Below are 16,615 nucleotides of genomic sequence, written 5' to 3'. Positions count from 1 at the left end.
TTTGTACAAATCACCAGAACTTTCAAGGAGGGCATTTTGTATGAGTACACATCAACTACCAGATCTACCTTATGCACCAAACGCATTAGAGCCTCATATCGATGAGCAGACAATGAACATTCACCACGATAAACACCATAACACGTATGTAACAAAATTAAATTCAGCCTTGGAAAACCACAGCGATCTTCAAAACAAAAGCGTTGATGAACTGATCAGCGATTTGAACGCTGTACCTGAAGATATCCGTACCGCAGTAAGAAACAACGGCGGCGGCCATTCCAACCACTCCATTTTCTGGAAGCTTCTCAGCCCGAACGGCGGTGGAGAACCAACAGGCGAAGTGGCAGATGCCATTAAGAGCAAGTGGGGGAGCTTTGACAAATTTAAAGAAGAATTCGGCGCAACGGCTACCGGCCGTTTTGGCTCCGGCTGGGCATGGCTCGTCTTAAACAACGGTGAGCTTGAACTTATGGATACGCTCAACCAGGACTCCCCAGTTATGGAAGGGAAAACTCCTCTTCTCGGCCTGGACGTTTGGGAGCACGCTTATTACCTGAAATATCAAAACCGTCGCCCGGATTACGTAGCAGCATTCTGGAATGTTGTGAACTGGGACGAAGTTGAAAAGAATTATCAGGAAGCAAAATAATATTTCTGCAGAATCCGTTCCCATTTTCGGGAGCGGATTTTTTGTTTTGGCAGAAAGCAGAAGTTCGGCAGCAGCCTCTTTCTGTGCTATAATTAATAAGTGATCAGCAAACATATATACATTAAGAGAGGGATTGCGTGTGGCTTCTGGAAAAAATAAAAAACCTACCATTCCTTTTCGGCTGAACGTTCTTTTTTTCGCCGTTTTTATATTATTTTCTATATTGATTTTGCGGCTTGGGTACGTACAGATCGTTGAAGGTGATACATATGAAGAAGACGTAAATGAGACAGCATCCACTTCTGCAAGCCGCGTCGATGCCCCGCGAGGGATCATGTACGACCGAAATGGCACAGAGCTGGTGGGCAACAACCTTATTCTGACATTAACGTACACGAACCAGAGAAGCTACGAGGACGACGAACGTATTCAGACAGCTGAAGAGCTGGCTAAGCTGATTGAGTTTGATGAAGAAGAAACAGATCGCGATAGCATGCCCGAAAGAAATTTGCAGGACTACTGGCTTTTGACACGGGAAAATGAAGCGGATAAACTCGTTTCGGATAAAGAAGAGCAGCGGCTGATGGAAAACGGTAAAGATCCGTATGAAGTTCAGCTTGACCGGATTACAGACGAACAATTAAATGACATCAGTGACGAAGAACTGGAAGTGGTGGCCATCTGGAGTGAAATGATTTCTGGCTACTACGACTCTCCGCAGCGTGTGAAACGGGATTTAACAGAGGGAGAAGCCACTGCTATTAGTGCCCGCCTCGATGAGCTGGAGGGCGTGGATGTAACAAGAGACTTCAGGCGCGACTATCAGTACACAAAGGCGTTTCAAAGTCTGTATGGAAATGTAGGATCGATTCCTCAAGAAACGGTGTCTGAGTTTCTGGCCAAAGGATACCAGCGTTCCGATGAAGTAGGCCAGAGCTTTCTCGAAGAACATTATGAAGATACACTGAGAGGCAAAAAAGGAACCGTCAGTGGTGAAGACGATGAAGCAGAGGAAACGAGTAACGGAAGCCGCGGTAATGACCTGGTGCTGTCGATTGACATGGATCTGCAGCGGGAAGTACAGACGATAATTGACGATCAGATGGGGCAGTCAGAGGGCTCATTTCCAAACGATCAGCAGGCGTACGTGACTGCGATCGACCCGAATACTGGAGAGATACTTGCCATGAATGGCTACGATGACCAGCTCGGGAATGTAACGAACACGTATGAGATGGGTTCCACGATCAAGCCGGCGACAGGTATGATTGGTCTCCAGGAGGAAGTCATTACGGAAGACACACGGATTAATGACAGTCCGATTCAACTGCCAAACAGCCCAAAAATCCGTTCCTCCCATGATATTGGCACGGTAGATGTCATCGGTGCCATCCAGGAATCCTCCAACATTTTCATGTCCGAAATTGCGATGCGACTGATGAATTACGAGCTTGGGGACGGCAATGGTTTTAACGATGAAAAAGTGGATGAAGCGTATGCGACGATGAGAGACTACTACCATCAGTTCGGGCTTGGGGTAGAAACTAGCGTGGATCTGCCATCAGAGGCTACCGGGCTGAATGCAGGAAGAGCCAAGGCTGGAAGTCTGCTGTACTTCTCATTTGGTCAGCTTGACACATATACGCCGCTGCAGCTGGCGCAGTATTCTGCGACTATTGCTTCGGACGGAAAACGGATGGAGCCGCACCTGGTCAAAGAAATCCGTGAACCTAACCGTAATACCGACGAGATGGGAGCTGTGCTCCACCAGTTTGAACCGAACATGCTGAACCAAGTTAATATTGACAAAGAATACTTTGATATCGCCCAGGAGGGCATGTACGACGTGGTAAACACCGAGCTTGGCACAGCGGACAGCTATTTTACCGATGTAAATATGGAAGTTGCCGGGAAAACCGGAACGGCCCAGCGCAGTGTGCGCAGGGAAAGCGACAATGAAGTTATAGAGGTGAACAATCAGACTTTTATTGCCTATGGGCCGTATGAAGACCCGGAGATTGCGATCGCGGTCGTCGTGCCTAATACTTATAAAAGTGAGGACGGAGGGCGCTCGGGTATTGCTAACAGCATTGCCGCCGATACGATGCAGGCATATGTGAACCTCAAGGAAGAACGCCCGGGAGCCGAAAGCAGCGAAAACGAAGCTGAAGGTGAAAATGGCGAGGAGAGCGCGGAAGACAACGAGGAGAATGCGGAAGACAATGAAGAGACCTCAGGAGATGAGGAAGAATCCGGCGATGTCGGGGAAGAACAGTAATTCCTCCAGGATAGATAACTGCGGTATATCGGTGCGCTGCTAACATTTTTCACTGATTTGCCGCTTTTAAGAAAAATCTTCTTAACTTTCCTTGGAAAAACTAACACCACAGACTTGAAGCACAAATAGGAATCTGATAATATTACTAAGTATGAAAAATGTACGAAAGTAGGGAGGGAATCACATGCGTGTACAAATAACGCTTGCCTGCACAGAGACTGGTGACCGTAATTACATTACCAGCAAAAATAAACGCACGAACCCTGAGCGTATTGAATTGAACAAATATTCTCCTCGTTTAGGAAAGCACACTCTTCATCGCGAAACGAAATAAGCAGCAGGAGATTACATCTCCCAGCTGCTTTTTCTTTTGTCTTAAAGCAACGTATAAGGAAAAATAACGTGGAAGGGGGATGCAATTGAATAAACATAGGCTCCGCCAGCAGATAAACAGCTCGTACCAGGCCCTTTCCGGAAGCGAGCGTCTGAAGGCGGAAAAGAAAATTTACGAATATTTATTTCAATGGAACGGCTGGAAACAGGCGGATACGATCGCGGTAACGGTATCACTTAAAAATGAAATAAACACCGGACCGATCATTGAAACTGGCTGGCAGCAAGGAAAGCGGATATGTGTACCTAAAATAGATCCCGAACAGCGTGGAATGGAATTTTATGAAATTCAGAATTTCGGTGAGCTTGAACGCTCGATCGGCCAGATATACGAGCCTAAAAAAAGCGTCTGTGCCCTCGTTCCTCCGGAGCAGCTTGACCTTATTCTTGTGCCTGGTCTAGTGTTTAATAAGGAAGGCTATCGTATTGGATTTGGAGGCGGGTACTATGACCGTTTTCTAAACCGGGCGGATTTTTCCACGGCTGCCCTGATTCATACTTTTCAGCTTCAGGAGCATATTCCGGTAGAAGCGCACGATGTGCCGGTACAGACTCTGATCAGCAGTGACGGACTTCTTCATGTGGGGTGAAACAGCACTGGGTCTAGTGTTCGCGCTGTTTTTACTCACCATTTGGCAAAAACGATCCCTAACGCTTTTCGGTACGATGTCAGCAGGGGTGCTTGGTACGCTTATCTACGTATGGACAAGTTGGCCGGGAACAGCGGCCCTGCTTATTTTTTTTATTAGTTCGACAGCTCTCTCACGCTTGAACAGGCAGGAAAAGGTCCAGCGGGACAGCTGGCAGGTATGGGCAAATGGGGGGCCGATGCTTTTATTTGCCGCCTTATACAGCGCAGTTCCGTGGGAGGGATTTTTGGCTGCTGCTGTTGGGGCAGTAGCGGCATCGAATGCGGATACGTGGGCTTCAGAGATCGGCCGGCGCTTCGGAGGCCGCCCCTTTCATATTCGCAGTCGAAAACAAACAGAAAATGGATGGTCCGGAGCGGTTTCAACAGTTGGAACACTGGGTGCCTGCGGGGGCGCCGCCCTTATAGGAGGGGCCGTCTTTTACTTATCTGAAGAGCTTGGGATGTTTATGCTTGTTTCCGTGTGTATCGCAGGAGCAGGAGGCTGCTTTATAGACACGTTTCTCGGAGCGTACGCAGAGCGGATAAACTGGTGCAGTGAATGTAAGTCTTACACAGAAGCAGAGGTTCATCACGGCAGAAAAACCATTTATGCTTCGGGCGTTTCATGGATGACCAATAACGCTGTGAATGCACTAAGCTCTTTTGGCGGCGGGATGATAGTTACAGCATTGTACGCTGCCCTTCTTTTTTCCTTTTGATTTCGCCTTTTGCGGGAGGTTGCTATAATGGAAGGAAGAAAGGTGGCACAAGTACATGCGCTGGACAACAATTTGTTTCGATCTGGACAACACCCTTTATGATCACGAAAAAGCTTTTCAGAAAACAATCAAGGCTGTGTTTGTCTCCATCAGAAAGCAATTAAATAGCGAAGCCCCGTTTGTTCATGAAGACAAATGGTTCGAAGTGTTTAAATATCACTGCGATTTGTTTTGGCAGGAATACGAGGAAGGTAGTCTTACTCAGGAGCAGTACCGGATCAAGCGGTATGAAGAAACCATGCATGTGTTCGGACTTCCGAGTTCGGCCCGCGAAGCACTTAGCTTTCATCAGGAATACGAGCAGCGTCTGCCCGAATTCAGCGAACTATATGAGAGCGTGCCTGATTTGTTGGAATCGCTCACAAAAAGCAACGTGCGCCTGGGGGTTATTACCAATGGGTCGGAGGAGCTCCAAAAAGAAAAGTTTTATCAGCTCGAGCTTGACCGCTGGATAGATCGCAGGCATCTTTTTATTTCGGAAACGGCTGAAGCCCCGAAGCCGAAGGCGGCCATTTTTGACGAAGCGCTGCAGCATTTGGGCAGCCGCAGAGAACAGGCGCTGTTTGTCGGAGACTCCTGGGACCATGATGTAAAGGGAGCGGAAAATGCAGGGTGGGAAGCCTTTTATGTAAACACCCGGGGGGAAGAAAACGATCATTCGTCGAAGACAGTAAGAAAGTTTAGCGATTTTAACAAAGCAGCCCTGTATTTAAAAGAAATAGCGGAAGAAGGACGGCGTTCGGATGTCTAAACGGGAAACGCACCAGTTTTGGAAATTTACAGAGCAGCTCATGGAAGAAGAATCGTTCCGCCTGATTGATGTCGGGCCCGACCGAAAACGTATATGGCTTCAGGGGGACGTGAACGGGCAGCCGTGGGTGGTACGCATGGCGCGCGTAGAATATGAACGCCTTGAACGGTTAGAAGAGGACAGGAGAGAGGCTGAAAAAAGCTTTCACGGCTGGAAGCGCAGGCTTGCCTTAAGGAAAGCAAAATTTGCCAATGTCTATATTACTTCGTATCCGCCCGCTGATATGGAAGCGCCAATGGAGAGCGGAGAACATGAAGCCTATTCCTTTTTGTTCGCCGACGACAATGGACGCGGCATAGCGGATCCGCCTTCGGCCGTCAGTACGTATTTAAAGACTAATGAATGGATATGGGGAGAGCTCGAAGAAGAGCTTGATCCCGAAGAGCATGAACAAAGAGCCTCTTTTTACCGCCGGCAGGCAGAGAACAAACAGCGGGAGCTTGAACAGCAGGATATGTCCTTTTTTTCCAGTGGAAAGCCAATTGTCACTTACACTGTGCTGGCATTACTGGCTGCGATTTTTTTAGTGCTGGAACGCGCTGGCAGCAGCATGAATATCAACACCCTTATTGAGCTGGGGGCGAAGTACAATCCGAGTATTGTCGAAGGAGAATGGTGGCGGCTGGTTACTGCTATGTTTCTTCATATTGGTTTTCTGCACTTATTTATGAATAGTCTGGCCCTGTTTTTTATTGGCGGTATCACAGAACGTATTTACGGCACAGGGCGGTTTATTATTATTTATTTTGCTGCTGGTGTATTCGCCTCGACGGTCAGCTTTGCTATGAACGAACAAGTCTCGGCAGGAGCAAGCGGAGCCATTTTTGGCTGTTTTGGCGCTCTTTTATATCTGGGACTGGCCCATCAGCGCCTGTTTTTCCGTACGCTTGGCATGAATGTGCTTGTGATTCTCGGCATCAACCTGGCATTTGGATTTACCGTACAGGCAGTAGATAACGGGGCGCATATCGGTGGTCTTATTGGCGGGTTCATTGCTTCTGTGTTTGTGCACCTGCCGGGTCACCGCTGGCAGTTTGTGCGTATAGGAGCATTTGTGATGTTTATTTTAGCATTCGCCACCTTTTTCGCTATCGGCATGTACCGGTGGAGCTGAACAAAATACGTAGTAGAAAATTGCCTTTCGCTTGCTATAATGAAAGGAAGCAGGATAACGATGGAATCCATGACAGAAATCCGGACGTGGCTTCGTACGGTCGGAGCCTTCATTTATACAAAAAATCGTTTGATGGACTTAGATTTAATGGAAGAAGAAATCAAGGAAGCGTATCGTAACGGTCTTTTGGATGTCAGAATGTATCAGACTGCTTTATTGACGATAAAAAGAGAACGACGAATCGAGCAGGAAAAGGGGTAAACAAATGGCTGGAAAATATGTAATAGGAATCGATATCGGCGGCACTGCAGTGAAAATGGCTCTGTTCGATCAAAACGGCGGCATGGACCACAAATGGAGTATCAAGACGAGTAAGGAAGAAAACGGAAAATACGTGCTCGATGAAATAGCCGCATCCATTCAGCATGAGCTTCAAGAAAAGCACATCCCGTTGACGGAAGTCGCCGGCGCCGGCGCGGGGCTTCCGGGGTTTATTGACATAGAAAAGGGTATTATTGAATTTGCAACAAACATAGGCTGGAAAGACTATCCGGTCGCACGTATTCTTGAAGATAAGCTTGGATTCCCCGTAGCGCTCGACAACGATGCCAACCTGGCAGCCGCAGGGGAATATTGGAAAGGCGCCGGCACAGACGTCCGGAACATGATTTTTATTACCCTCGGTACGGGCGTTGGCGCGGGCATTGTGCTTAATGGGAATTTGGTGAACGGCAAAGACAACATGGCTGGGGAAGTTGGCCATGTGACCGTCAAACCAGAGGGAGGCCGGCTTTGTAACTGCGGGAAGCGTGGCTGCCTGGAAACTATCTCATCAGCCACGGGCATGGTCCGGGGGGCTCTGGAGCATATAGACGAAGCAGAGGGCTCTCCGATTTATGATGTGCATCAGCGCGGAGAAGAAATTACCACCAAGGACTTGTTCGCGTACGCGACATCCGCGGACCCTTATTGTGCCGGCGTGATTGATCATGCTATGTATTATTTAGGGCTTGCCGTCGGCAATATTGCCAACACCCTGAACCCCGAGCGGATCGTGATTGGAGGCGGGGTGGCAGCTGCCGGTGACGATTTACTGCATACGCTTCGTGCTCATTTTGATGTTTTCGCGCTCGACAAAGTAAAAAAAGGAACAAATTTTGTCATTGCGGACCTCGGGAACGACGCTGGCGTAGCGGGAGCCGCGTGGCTGGCGAAACAGCATTACATGAACGACTGAGACAGAAAAAACGATTGTTAAAAAGGGGCTAAAAACATGGAAAACTACCGTGTGGAACGTGACTTTTTAGGAGAGAAGAGAGTGCCTAAAGACGCTTATTACGGCATCCAGACGCTCAGGGCAAAAGAAAATTTTCCAATAACCGGGTACCCGCCGCACACGGAATTAATTAAAGGGTTTGGGTACGTTAAAAAAGCTGCGGCCACGGCGAATACAGAAGTCGGTTTTTTAAATGAATCAATTGCCGAGGCGATCATCGAAGCAGCAGATGAGGTCATTGAAGGCAAATTTGATGATCAATTTATCGTGGACTCTATTCAGGGCGGAGCAGGTACTTCCTTTAATATGAATGCAAACGAAGTCATCGCCAACCGAGCCATTGAAATACTCGGAGGCGAGAAAGGGGATTACCTGCGGGTCAGCCCGAACACTCACGTAAATATGGCCCAATCCACCAATGATTCCTTTCCGACCGCTATTCATATTTCAGCACTGCGCCTTTCCAGGGGTCTTGTAACTGCGCTTGATAACTTAATCGAGGCGATGGGTGAGAAAGAAGAAGAGTTTGACAATGTGATTAAAATGGGACGAACACATCTGCAGGACGCAGTGCCTATCCGCCTCGGCCAGGAGTTCGGAGCCTACCGCAGGGTGCTTACAAGAGATCTGCGGCGAATTAAACGTTCAGTGGATCATTTGTATGAAATTAACCTTGGGGCGACAGCTGTCGGTACAGGGCTTAATGCTATGCCTGAATATATCGGGCGTGTAGCAGAGATTCTTGCCGAGCATACTGGGATGCCTTTTTACAGCGCCACCGATCTGGTGGATGCAACGCAGAATACGGATTCCTACACTGAATTATCTGCGGCGCTTAAAGTACATGCCATTAACCTTTCCAAAATGGCGAATGATCTCCGCCTGATGAGCTCTGGCCCGAGGACCGGCTTAAATGAAATCAACCTTCCTTCCCGACAGCCGGGGTCCTCGATTATGCCAGGAAAAGTGAACCCGGTAATGTGCGAATTAATTAACCAGATTTCTTTTCAGGTGATTGGGAACGATCATACAATCAGCCATGCCTCGGAAGCGGGCCAGCTTGAATTGAACGTAATGGAACCGGTCCTCGTATTTAATCTGCTTCAGTCGCTGTCTGTGCTGCAGAATGGCTTAAAGGTGTTTCAGGAATACACGATTGAAGGCATTACAGCCAACATTGACCACTGCCGGAACATGGTGGAGCGGAGCGTAGGCATTATTACAGCTATTAACCCGCATGTTGGGTACGAAACAGCAGCCCGCATCGCAAGAGAAGCCATCGAGACCGATCAGAGCGTACGCTCCATCTGCATCGAGCGGGGAATATTGTCGGAAGAAGAGCTTGATGAAATTCTGGATGCCAAAGAAATGACTAAGCCGGGGATCGCCGGTTCTAGATTCATGTACGGCGAGTAAAGGGCGGGATGAAAATCCGCGGGCTTTCTTATCAGCGTGGAGTGTTTTTCTTTGGAGCCTCCTCTATCAGCAGAGCCTATATTGACAGGGAAGGAAAGATCCACAATGAGCTGCTTCCGCTTTCCCTGCGGTCGTACTTAAAGGTAATGACAGCAGTCGCAAGTGCCATGCCTGGGTGGTACAAGCTTGCAGCTGCGGCATGGTTCACAGCCGCAGCCTTTCAACTGCTTCCGTTTTATACATTTCTGCTGTTTGCCATGGGAACACATTTTATTTTTCCGGAACAGCTTAAAAAGTTTCACGGGGCGGAACACAAAATTTTCAGCTTTTCGGGGGCCCCGCGAAAAAGCTCCTGGAGAAGAATCAAGCTTGCTTCAATTACAAATCCCCACTGCTCCACCAATATTGTGTTTATATACTTCATTTTGTTTCTTGTTATGGCGTCTCCGGTTTACATTGTTTCTTCTCCGGGAAATGTTTTTATAGCTGTCAGTGCCTATATATCACTACCAATGGCTTTTGCGGCAGAAAAAGTGCTTCAACGGCACTTTGCAGGCAGCAGAAAAACATGGCTGAAGCCTTCGTATTGGCTTCAACGAAACATTACTTGTTCGGTGCCGGAGAAAGTACATGTTCAAACCGCAATTACGGCTTTTCGCACGCTGGCTGAACATGAATTTCCACACCGGCTCCGACGAAAACGAAAGGAGCAGTTATCTATGGCAATTGTTGATGTGACAGTCTCTCCTATAGACAAACAGGGGACTGGGATGTCGGACACCGTGGCAAAAATTCAGGACGTGCTCGAAAAGCATAACGATAAAATCGATATTGAAATGACACCGATGAGTACACTTCTCGAAGGAAATATCGATGATCTGCTTCAGGCAGTCAGAGAGATACACGAGATCCCATTTCAGGAAGGCTACCAGCGAGTATCAACAAATATCCGTATTGATGACCGCCGGGACGCAGAAGGAAAACAAATGAAAAAGAAAATGGAGTCCGTGCAGAACGCAAGAAAACAATAGCACGAGAGTAAAGCCGGCAGAATAATTCTGCCGGCTTTACTTATGCTCTGTACGGGAGCGGGCTTCATAAATAGAAGATTTCCATTCTGTTGGGTAAACCACCTGTCTGGAAAATCCCATACGGTGGCGGGCCGTGAATTTAGTTTCGCCATGCCTGCTTTCTTCCCACTCCACGCTCCCCTCGGGCATGGAGAGGAGGCCGGCTTCGGAAGGAGCTTCAATATAAATATTTTCAGCATTCCGTATCATCCATTTCACATCCTGGGAGCCGAACTCTTCATTCTGCTGAAGCAGCTGAAGCTTTAAAAGCCCCGCAGCCAGTATCATGAATAAAAAGATAAACAGAAGAAAGAAGATGGTGGAAGGAAGGATAAAGCCTTCACGCAGGGCGGAGTTTCTCTTTGGCTGTATGGTAGGAAAGAAAGGTGCGGATCGGCTGTCCATTATTTAAGATCACCTCCACATCTGCGCCATAATCCCCGGCCTCAACAAAAAAAGCAGAGGCTCCCTGAAGCATAATTTCAAACCCTTCATTATCTACTCGGCGTATCACCCGGCCTTCTGACATGAAATATTCGTACGTGTTTTCATGGGCTTCAATGTAGAATCGCTGTTCTTCATACGTTAGTGTGTGAGCGGTCTGCATATCCTCTTCCATTTGCTGAACAAATAAACGCGCTTCAGTATCAGGCGCAGGGACGTCGGTTAAAAGCAGGCTGCTGAATTTTGCGGCGGCGAGAGCCCAGAGGCTGAACAGTATAAGCGTAATAATCATCTCAGGAAGCGTGATGCCTTTATTGTTTCGGAAGTACATAGACACACTGCTCGTTTCTCGTGTCTTCGATGGAAGTACACACGTTATAGCCTTTTTTGTGTACCTTAATATGGACATGGATTTTTCCTTTCGTATAGGCAGCGGGGGCGACAGCAGCAGAAGCAGACTGGTGAATACGCCCTGCTTCCTTTTCCATCACGTACAGCTGCTCGTAATACAGCTGCTGGCTGCCCCAGGTCTTGTAAGTCTGATGAAGCAGGGGAAGTGTAAATAAAAACACAGCGAATAGAAGTGAGAGAGCGCTGACGGCTTCGATCAGGGTAAAGCCATTACGGGGATTTCTCAACACGAAGCCGCCCCCTTCCGATTTGAAAGATAAAACGGTACGACTGGGACGGGCCGTGGAGAATTATGGTCCCTGGTTTTTTAATAGCGCCATTTCCATTATAGGATATCTCTTCGAAGAAAATCTTGGAGGTGGTAGGCGAAAAAAATCCTTCGGGGATGGTCCGGTGGATGTAGAGTTTGTTGCGGTCGTTGCCTCTAAGAATATAATAGTTCTCCTCCTGGTTCCACTCCATGCGGGTGGAGGTGTTATAGGAGTACGCATAGTGCTGGCTGTAAACGAGGTCCGCCTCCAGCTGCTTGACGAAGTGATCTTCACGTGCACTCTCGTATGCTGATGAGAAATGAATAAACGGCACGGCAGCAAGTACGCTGAAAATAAGCAGTACTGCGATAGCTTCCGGGAAGGTATAGCCCCGTGAACAGAAAAAAGACATCAGGATCCTTTACTTACAGCTCCGTTACTGTAAACGAGCGGGGTATTGTCCGGGCAGGTAATAGTTTCTACATAATCAGCCTCCACAAGGTCCTGCAGGGAAGAGGGTTCACTGCCATACTCCACTTCGTATGCTGCGGCCTGGGTTTCTAAAAGCTGAATAGTGGCATCGCATCCTTTAGACTGGGCAACCTGATTGTTTGTACCGATATTTGGGATCGCAATTAAAAGAAGCACGGTAATAATAAGCAGCACAATCAGCATTTCCACCATGGTGAAACCTTTACTGTCTTTAAACATAGTTTTTTTCCTTTCTGGAGGCCCGGGATTGGCGAAGCAGCTGAAGTAAAGAAGCGATGTCTTCTTCTTTATGGTTTTCAAGATCCGTCAAGCGTTTTTCAAGAACCAAAAGTCGTTCAAAAAAATAATCGTGAGGTATTTGCATAAATAGTCGCTCCTTTTTATTGTATAGAAGTAATCATGTGGTACATAGGCAAAAATACGGCAGCAAAAAGACTTAAAATTAGAATGCCGACGGAAAAGAAAAGAATAGGCTGGGCGGCCATGGTCAACCGCTGGATGCTCGTTTCGAGTTTATGCTGCGTTTGGCTGCTGTATTGTACAAGCACCTTGCCAAGAGATCCAGTGGACTGCCCGTATTGAACCGCCTGCCTAAGGCTTTCGAGATACCAGGGAGGCCGGAACGTTTCTGCCAGAGGAGTCCCGGAAGTAAGCAATTGCTCGAGGCGCCCTCCTTCTTCCTGAAACAACGGAGAGTGTGCCTGATTTTTTAAGACAAGACAGCTTTCGGCAAGAGAGAGGCCATTTAATAGTAGGTAGCCGAACTGCTCCGCAAAAGAGGAGGTAGTCCTCATAGCAATAAAAGGGCGGAGAAACGGCACCCTTGACCAAAAAAGAATCCGTGTAGAAGCAGGCTTTGGCCGGACAGCAAAAGCGTAAAACAGCCCGAACCCCGCCAGCAGCATAAAAATGGATACAAAAAATACAGGGGCAAAGGAAATCATTTTCATCATCATTCTGGTATAAAAGGGGAGGTCCATGCTCAGCTGTTCAAACAGCTCGAGAAACTGGGGGAAAAGATAGCGCACAAAAACATAAGCGAGAACAATCAGGAGCCACAGAAGAAACATTGGATAATACAAAACTTTACGAAAACTGCTCCATGCTTCCAGCCGGTTCATAAAATGGCTGCCTGCTGCAGCTAATCCTTCGGAAAGACGTCCGGACTGTTCTGCAAAATAAACAAAAGCAGCAATGTCGGAGGGGAAATGATGGTCAAGTAAAAGCTGATGCAGTTCCCGGCCGCTTCGAAGGTGTCTTCGTATGCTTCGAAGAGAGTCAGTGACGAAAGCAGGCTGTTCCCAGGAAAGCATTTGAATGGATTGATCCAGATGATAGCCGCTGCCAAGCAGTTCACCTAGCTGCTGAAGAAACAGCGCTTTCGCTTCCGGCTTCCAGCTCTTTTTTGACAGCCGGCTCATAAAGGAGCCTCTGAAAAGGTTTCTTTACCAAATAAGCCGAGCGCGTATCCTCGTTTCAACTGGTCATTCATTCGGGAGAAATCGAGTGGTTGATCGGAATGAAGCATGGAATGAATATCTGGACGTGTGGAAAAATCAAATAACGCTAGTCGCCTGGGAGCGGAAAGAGAAGAAGTGGAAACGAGCCGTTGGTGGGCGATGAAGGTAATAGTTTCAAACAAATCTGTTTTTGAGAGCCCAAGGTCGAGCAATCTGCGGAGCACCCCGAACGTACTGCCGGCATGCAGAGTAGTGAGCACCAGATGGCCGGTGAGCGCCGCCCGCAGTGCCAGATGTGCTGTTTCCCCGTCCCGGATCTCCCCTATCATAATTACATCCGGGTCATGCCGCATGGAAGCTTTCAGCAGAGAAGCATAGGTCAGGCCGGCTTTATCATTGACTTCGGTTTGGATGCAGCCGGGAAGACGAAGTTCGACAGGGTCTTCGATCGTGATGATACGCTGTGGCTGGGTGGAAAGCAGATGTTCAAGCATAGCGTAAAGAGTAGTAGATTTTCCCGAGCCTGTGGCACCGGTTAAAAGAACCAGCCCTTTACGGGAAGCAAGCACGTTTTCGAATGAGCGGGTAGTGTGGGAAGTTAAAAACAGCTGTGGAAAGGTATAGTGAAAGGTTTGCGGAAGCAGCCGGATAGAAAAGCTTTCCATACGTTCTGAAGGCATGGTAGAAAGGCGAAGGTGTACTGGAGGATGAAGCGAGCGGTACGTAAGAGAGCCGTCCTGCGGACGTCTTCGTTCACCGATATCCATACCGGCTCTGAATTTCAAATGGGTAATGAGCCTGTGTGCGAAAGCCGCTGAATAAGTGTCTGAAAGCTCGAGACGTCCGTGAATACGAAAATATAGAGAAGCTTCTGCATAAGACGGCAGCAGATGAATATCCGATGCCCCTGCAGCTATTGCCTGCTGCACCAACTGCCGTGTAAACGATTCGATATTGGTCAAGGCCTCACCTTCTTTCTGAAAAGTAATTTTATTATATGGTAAAACTGCGCAATAATCTACCATTTTTTTCAAGTAAATAATTTTTTAAAGCGAACGTAACGGACTTAGGGGTATGATAGAATATAAAAGACTGCTCATTATTCCCTTAAGGATTTAAAACCGACTTGACACATAAGAATTATACGGATAAAATTGAGCGTAATAAAATGACCAGTTTATACACATGGATAAAATAAAGACAGAGAAAAAATTATTTTGTCCTTAGAATGATAAGATTGCAGTTAAATTTATTTGTGAGGTGGAGAGAGTGCAATTGCAGGTTACCAATAGTCCTTTTAGCCAGGAGCAGGTAGATTTACTGAACCAGCTCCTGCCAACATTAACAGAAAATCAGAAAATTTGGTTAAGTGGGTATTTAGCTTCCCAGGCGAGCGCGGGAGCAGCACCGGCAACAGCTGAAGCACCTGCTGTCCAAGAAACACCGGCACAGCAGGCCGAACAGGCCGAAACGGCTTCCAAAGAAGTAACTATTCTATTTGGCTCTCAGACTGGAAACGGCCAAATGATAGCCGAAGACAGCTCGAGAAGGCTGAAGGACCATGGATATAATGTAACCGTAAGTTCGATGGACGATTTTAAGACAAAAAATATGAAAAAGATTGAAAACCTTTTGGTTATTGTAAGTACACACGGAGAAGGCGATCCACCGGATAACGCTCTTTCCTTTTATGAGTTCCTGCACGGACGTAAAGCTCCGAAACTTGAAGATGCACGCTTTTCTGTGCTTGCACTCGGTGATACTTCTTATGAACATTTCTGCCAGACAGGTAAAGATCTGGATCAGCGGATCGAAAACCTTGGAGGTACTCGTCTGTATCCGAGAGTAGATTGTGATGTTGATTTTGACGACGATGCTGAAGAATGGATCCAGGGGGTTCTATCAAGCCTGAATGAGCTTCAGGAAGAAACAGCACAGGCAGCAGCGGCCCCTGCAGGAGCAGCCGCACCAACTGCTCCGACTGCAGAGCAGCCGGCATATTCAAGGACAAATCCGTTTCGGGCCGAAATTTTGGAGAACATTAATTTAAACGGCAGAGGATCCGCAAAGGAAACCCGCCACGTAGAGCTATCGCTTGAAGGCTCAGGTTTAACCTTTGAACCAGGGGACAGCCTCGGCATGTTCCCGGAAAACGATCCGCTTCTGGTGGACCAGCTAATCCGTGAAATGGACTGGAACCCGGAAGAAACGGTAGTATTGAACAAGCAGGGAGATATTCGTTCGCTTCGGGAAGCACTCCTCTCTCATTTTGAAATTACAGTATTAACGAAACCACTGCTCGAAAAAATGAGCAAACTGACAAATAACGAAAAGCTTCAGGAACTCCTGGAAACAGGACAGGCTGATGAGCTGCGCACGTACCTTGAAGGACGCGACCTGTTAGATTTATTAAAGGATTATGGACCGTGGCAGGGGGGAGCTGCCGACGTGGTGGGTAATCTGAGGAAAATACCGCCTCGCCTGTACTCCATTGCAAGCAGCCCATCTGCCAATCCGGATGAAGTGCATTTAACGGTAGGCGCAGTTCGCTACGATGCCCACGGGAGGCCACGCACTGGCGTTTGTTCTGGACAGTGTGCAGAACGCACAGAGCCGGGGGATACGCTCCCTATTTACATTCAGCACAACCCGAATTTCAAGCTTCCGGAGAACCCGTCTGCCCCTGTGATCATGGTAGGGCCCGGAACTGGAATCGCGCCATTCCGTTCATTTGTTGAAGAGCGGGAGGAAGTGGAAGCGGACGGAAAATCCTGGCTGTTTTTCGGAGACCAGCATTTCCGGACCGATTTTCTCTATCAGACAGAATGGCAACAGTGGCTTGAAGACGGTTCCTTATCCAAAATGGATGTAGCCTTCTCGAGAGACAATGAAGAAAAAGTATACGTTCAGCACCGGATTCTTGAAAACAGTGGAGAGGTGTACCAGTGGCTGCAGGATGGCGCGTTCCTATACATCTGCGGTGATGAAAAGCGGATGGCCCATGACGTACATGAAGCTCTCGTGACCGTGCTTGAAAATGAAGGAAATATGACCCATGAAGAAGCTGAAGCGTACATGCTCGATCTTCAGCAGCAAAAACGCTACCAGCGTGACGTATATTAATAACTACCGGGGAG

The 16,615-nt window shown here is 47.8% G+C and carries 20 protein-coding genes; 12 read left to right on the top strand and 8 right to left on the bottom strand.

From position 1 onward, the window contains the following. The first annotated feature begins 40 nt into the window (after positions 1-40). The 11 genes from ACTTK6_RS03980 (at position 41) to ACTTK6_RS03930 (ending at position 10,381) form a co-directional block, all read left to right on the top strand. Complete coding sequence (locus ACTTK6_RS03980; RefSeq protein WP_079476823.1) at positions 41-652, top strand: superoxide dismutase; 612 nt, start codon at positions 41-43, stop codon at positions 650-652. 139 nt (positions 653-791) lie between these two features. Next, positions 792-2,930 (top strand): peptidoglycan D,D-transpeptidase FtsI family protein, encoded by a 2,139-nt coding sequence (locus tag ACTTK6_RS03975; RefSeq protein WP_462832758.1) that lies wholly within the window; start codon positions 792-794, stop codon positions 2,928-2,930. Between the two features lie 184 nt (positions 2,931-3,114). Next, positions 3,115-3,264: a 50S ribosomal protein L33 gene (gene rpmG, locus ACTTK6_RS03970; protein WP_079476821.1), complete on the top strand. Its 150-nt coding sequence runs from the start codon at positions 3,115-3,117 to the stop codon at positions 3,262-3,264. 85 nt (positions 3,265-3,349) lie between these two features. Then, entirely contained in the window at positions 3,350-3,913 is a 564-nt protein-coding gene (locus tag ACTTK6_RS03965) for a 5-formyltetrahydrofolate cyclo-ligase (protein ID WP_462832757.1), read from the top strand. Next, a complete protein-coding gene (locus tag ACTTK6_RS03960) occupies positions 3,903-4,673 on the top strand; it encodes a DUF92 domain-containing protein (protein WP_094907954.1) in 771 nt (256 codons plus the stop codon). Before ACTTK6_RS03965 ends, ACTTK6_RS03960 begins: the two co-directional genes overlap by 11 nt. 55 nt (positions 4,674-4,728) lie before the next feature. Beyond that, positions 4,729-5,484, top strand: coding sequence for an HAD family hydrolase (locus tag ACTTK6_RS03955; protein WP_462832756.1), 756 nt, complete (start codon positions 4,729-4,731; stop codon positions 5,482-5,484). Beyond that, the gene (locus tag ACTTK6_RS03950) at positions 5,477-6,658 is read left to right on the top strand and encodes a rhomboid family intramembrane serine protease (protein ID WP_462832754.1); all 1,182 of its coding nucleotides are present in this window, start codon (positions 5,477-5,479) and stop codon (positions 6,656-6,658) included. Before ACTTK6_RS03955 ends, ACTTK6_RS03950 begins: the two co-directional genes overlap by 8 nt. Before the next feature lie 60 nt (positions 6,659-6,718). Continuing rightward, positions 6,719-6,919 (top strand): YqgQ family protein, encoded by a 201-nt coding sequence (locus ACTTK6_RS03945; RefSeq protein ID WP_079476816.1) that lies wholly within the window; start codon positions 6,719-6,721, stop codon positions 6,917-6,919. A gap of 4 nt (positions 6,920-6,923) precedes the next feature. Then, a complete protein-coding gene (locus tag ACTTK6_RS03940) occupies positions 6,924-7,895 on the top strand; it encodes an ROK family glucokinase (protein ID WP_079476815.1) in 972 nt (323 codons plus the stop codon). A 36-nt stretch (positions 7,896-7,931) separates the two neighbouring features. After that, complete coding sequence (aspA, locus tag ACTTK6_RS03935) at positions 7,932-9,350, top strand: aspartate ammonia-lyase (protein WP_079476814.1); 1,419 nt, start codon at positions 7,932-7,934, stop codon at positions 9,348-9,350. Positions 9,351-9,358: 8 nt separating this feature from the next. Beyond that, the gene (locus ACTTK6_RS03930) at positions 9,359-10,381 is read left to right on the top strand and encodes an MTH1187 family thiamine-binding protein (RefSeq protein WP_462832753.1); all 1,023 of its coding nucleotides are present in this window, start codon (positions 9,359-9,361) and stop codon (positions 10,379-10,381) included. Between the two features lie 36 nt (positions 10,382-10,417). Here ACTTK6_RS03930 and ACTTK6_RS03925 read toward each other — a convergent pair whose 3' ends face one another. The 8 genes from ACTTK6_RS03925 to comGA all read right to left on the bottom strand — a co-directional run bounded on the left by ACTTK6_RS03925 (position 10,418) and on the right by comGA (position 14,440). Beyond that, positions 10,418-10,630, bottom strand: a complete 213-nt coding sequence (locus ACTTK6_RS03925) for a hypothetical protein (protein ID WP_462832752.1) — start codon at positions 10,628-10,630, stop codon at positions 10,418-10,420. Positions 10,631-10,760: 130 nt separating this feature from the next. Beyond that, positions 10,761-11,195, bottom strand: a complete 435-nt coding sequence (locus ACTTK6_RS03920; RefSeq protein ID WP_462832751.1) for a competence type IV pilus minor pilin ComGF — start codon at positions 11,193-11,195, stop codon at positions 10,761-10,763. Further along, the gene (locus tag ACTTK6_RS03915) at positions 11,176-11,505 is read right to left on the bottom strand and encodes a hypothetical protein (protein ID WP_462832749.1); all 330 of its coding nucleotides are present in this window, start codon (positions 11,503-11,505) and stop codon (positions 11,176-11,178) included. The genes ACTTK6_RS03920 and ACTTK6_RS03915 overlap by 20 nt, the downstream gene beginning before the upstream one ends. After that, positions 11,486-11,938, bottom strand: a complete 453-nt coding sequence (gene comGD / locus ACTTK6_RS03910; protein WP_462832748.1) for a competence type IV pilus minor pilin ComGD — start codon at positions 11,936-11,938, stop codon at positions 11,486-11,488. The genes ACTTK6_RS03915 and comGD overlap by 20 nt, the downstream gene beginning before the upstream one ends. Next, entirely contained in the window at positions 11,938-12,237 is a 300-nt protein-coding gene (gene comGC, locus ACTTK6_RS03905) for a competence type IV pilus major pilin ComGC (RefSeq protein WP_079476808.1), read from the bottom strand. The genes comGD and comGC overlap by 1 nt, the downstream gene beginning before the upstream one ends. Further along, positions 12,230-12,382, bottom strand: coding sequence for a hypothetical protein (locus ACTTK6_RS03900; protein WP_158219063.1), 153 nt, complete (start codon positions 12,380-12,382; stop codon positions 12,230-12,232). Before ACTTK6_RS03900 ends, comGC begins: the two co-directional genes overlap by 8 nt. Positions 12,383-12,398: 16 nt before the next feature. Further along, positions 12,399-13,439, bottom strand: coding sequence for a competence type IV pilus assembly protein ComGB (gene comGB / locus ACTTK6_RS03895; protein ID WP_462832747.1), 1,041 nt, complete (start codon positions 13,437-13,439; stop codon positions 12,399-12,401). Further along, positions 13,436-14,440, bottom strand: a complete 1,005-nt coding sequence (gene comGA / locus ACTTK6_RS03890) for a competence type IV pilus ATPase ComGA (RefSeq protein WP_179124134.1) — start codon at positions 14,438-14,440, stop codon at positions 13,436-13,438. Before comGA ends, comGB begins: the two co-directional genes overlap by 4 nt. Before the next feature lie 307 nt (positions 14,441-14,747). Between comGA and ACTTK6_RS03885 the strand changes: the two genes are divergently transcribed. Next, entirely contained in the window at positions 14,748-16,601 is a 1,854-nt protein-coding gene (locus ACTTK6_RS03885) for an assimilatory sulfite reductase (NADPH) flavoprotein subunit (RefSeq protein WP_079476805.1), read from the top strand. Positions 16,602-16,615 lie beyond the last annotated feature (14 nt).

Source organism: Marinococcus salis, assembly GCF_054971365.1.
The sequence above is the reverse complement of the archived record's forward strand: the minus strand, read 5'-3'. Positions and strand labels throughout refer to the sequence as shown.

Excerpts from the sequence above, each read along its gene's own strand:
- ACTTK6_RS03925 (WP_462832752.1), bottom strand. The coding sequence starts at position 10,630 with ATGATACGGAATGCTGAAAATATTTATATTGAAGCTCCTTCCGAAGCC.
- ACTTK6_RS03960 (WP_094907954.1), top strand. The coding sequence starts at position 3,903 with ATGTGGGGTGAAACAGCACTGGGTCTAGTGTTCGCGCTGTTTTTACTC.
- ACTTK6_RS03930 (WP_462832753.1), top strand. The coding sequence starts at position 9,359 with ATGAAAATCCGCGGGCTTTCTTATCAGCGTGGAGTGTTTTTCTTTGGA.
- rpmG (WP_079476821.1), top strand. The coding sequence starts at position 3,115 with ATGCGTGTACAAATAACGCTTGCCTGCACAGAGACTGGTGACCGTAAT.
- ACTTK6_RS03920 (WP_462832751.1), bottom strand. The coding sequence starts at position 11,195 with ATGTACTTCCGAAACAATAAAGGCATCACGCTTCCTGAGATGATTATT.
- ACTTK6_RS03955 (WP_462832756.1), top strand. The coding sequence starts at position 4,729 with ATGCGCTGGACAACAATTTGTTTCGATCTGGACAACACCCTTTATGAT.
- comGB (WP_462832747.1), bottom strand. The coding sequence starts at position 13,439 with ATGAGCCGGCTGTCAAAAAAGAGCTGGAAGCCGGAAGCGAAAGCGCTG.
- ACTTK6_RS03980 (WP_079476823.1), top strand. The coding sequence starts at position 41 with ATGAGTACACATCAACTACCAGATCTACCTTATGCACCAAACGCATTA.
- comGC (WP_079476808.1), bottom strand. The coding sequence starts at position 12,237 with ATGTTTAAAGACAGTAAAGGTTTCACCATGGTGGAAATGCTGATTGTG.
- aspA (WP_079476814.1), top strand. The coding sequence starts at position 7,932 with ATGGAAAACTACCGTGTGGAACGTGACTTTTTAGGAGAGAAGAGAGTG.
- ACTTK6_RS03900 (WP_158219063.1), bottom strand. The coding sequence starts at position 12,382 with ATGCAAATACCTCACGATTATTTTTTTGAACGACTTTTGGTTCTTGAA.
- comGD (WP_462832748.1), bottom strand. The coding sequence starts at position 11,938 with ATGTCTTTTTTCTGTTCACGGGGCTATACCTTCCCGGAAGCTATCGCA.
- ACTTK6_RS03940 (WP_079476815.1), top strand. The coding sequence starts at position 6,924 with ATGGCTGGAAAATATGTAATAGGAATCGATATCGGCGGCACTGCAGTG.
- ACTTK6_RS03950 (WP_462832754.1), top strand. The coding sequence starts at position 5,477 with ATGTCTAAACGGGAAACGCACCAGTTTTGGAAATTTACAGAGCAGCTC.
- ACTTK6_RS03945 (WP_079476816.1), top strand. The coding sequence starts at position 6,719 with ATGGAATCCATGACAGAAATCCGGACGTGGCTTCGTACGGTCGGAGCC.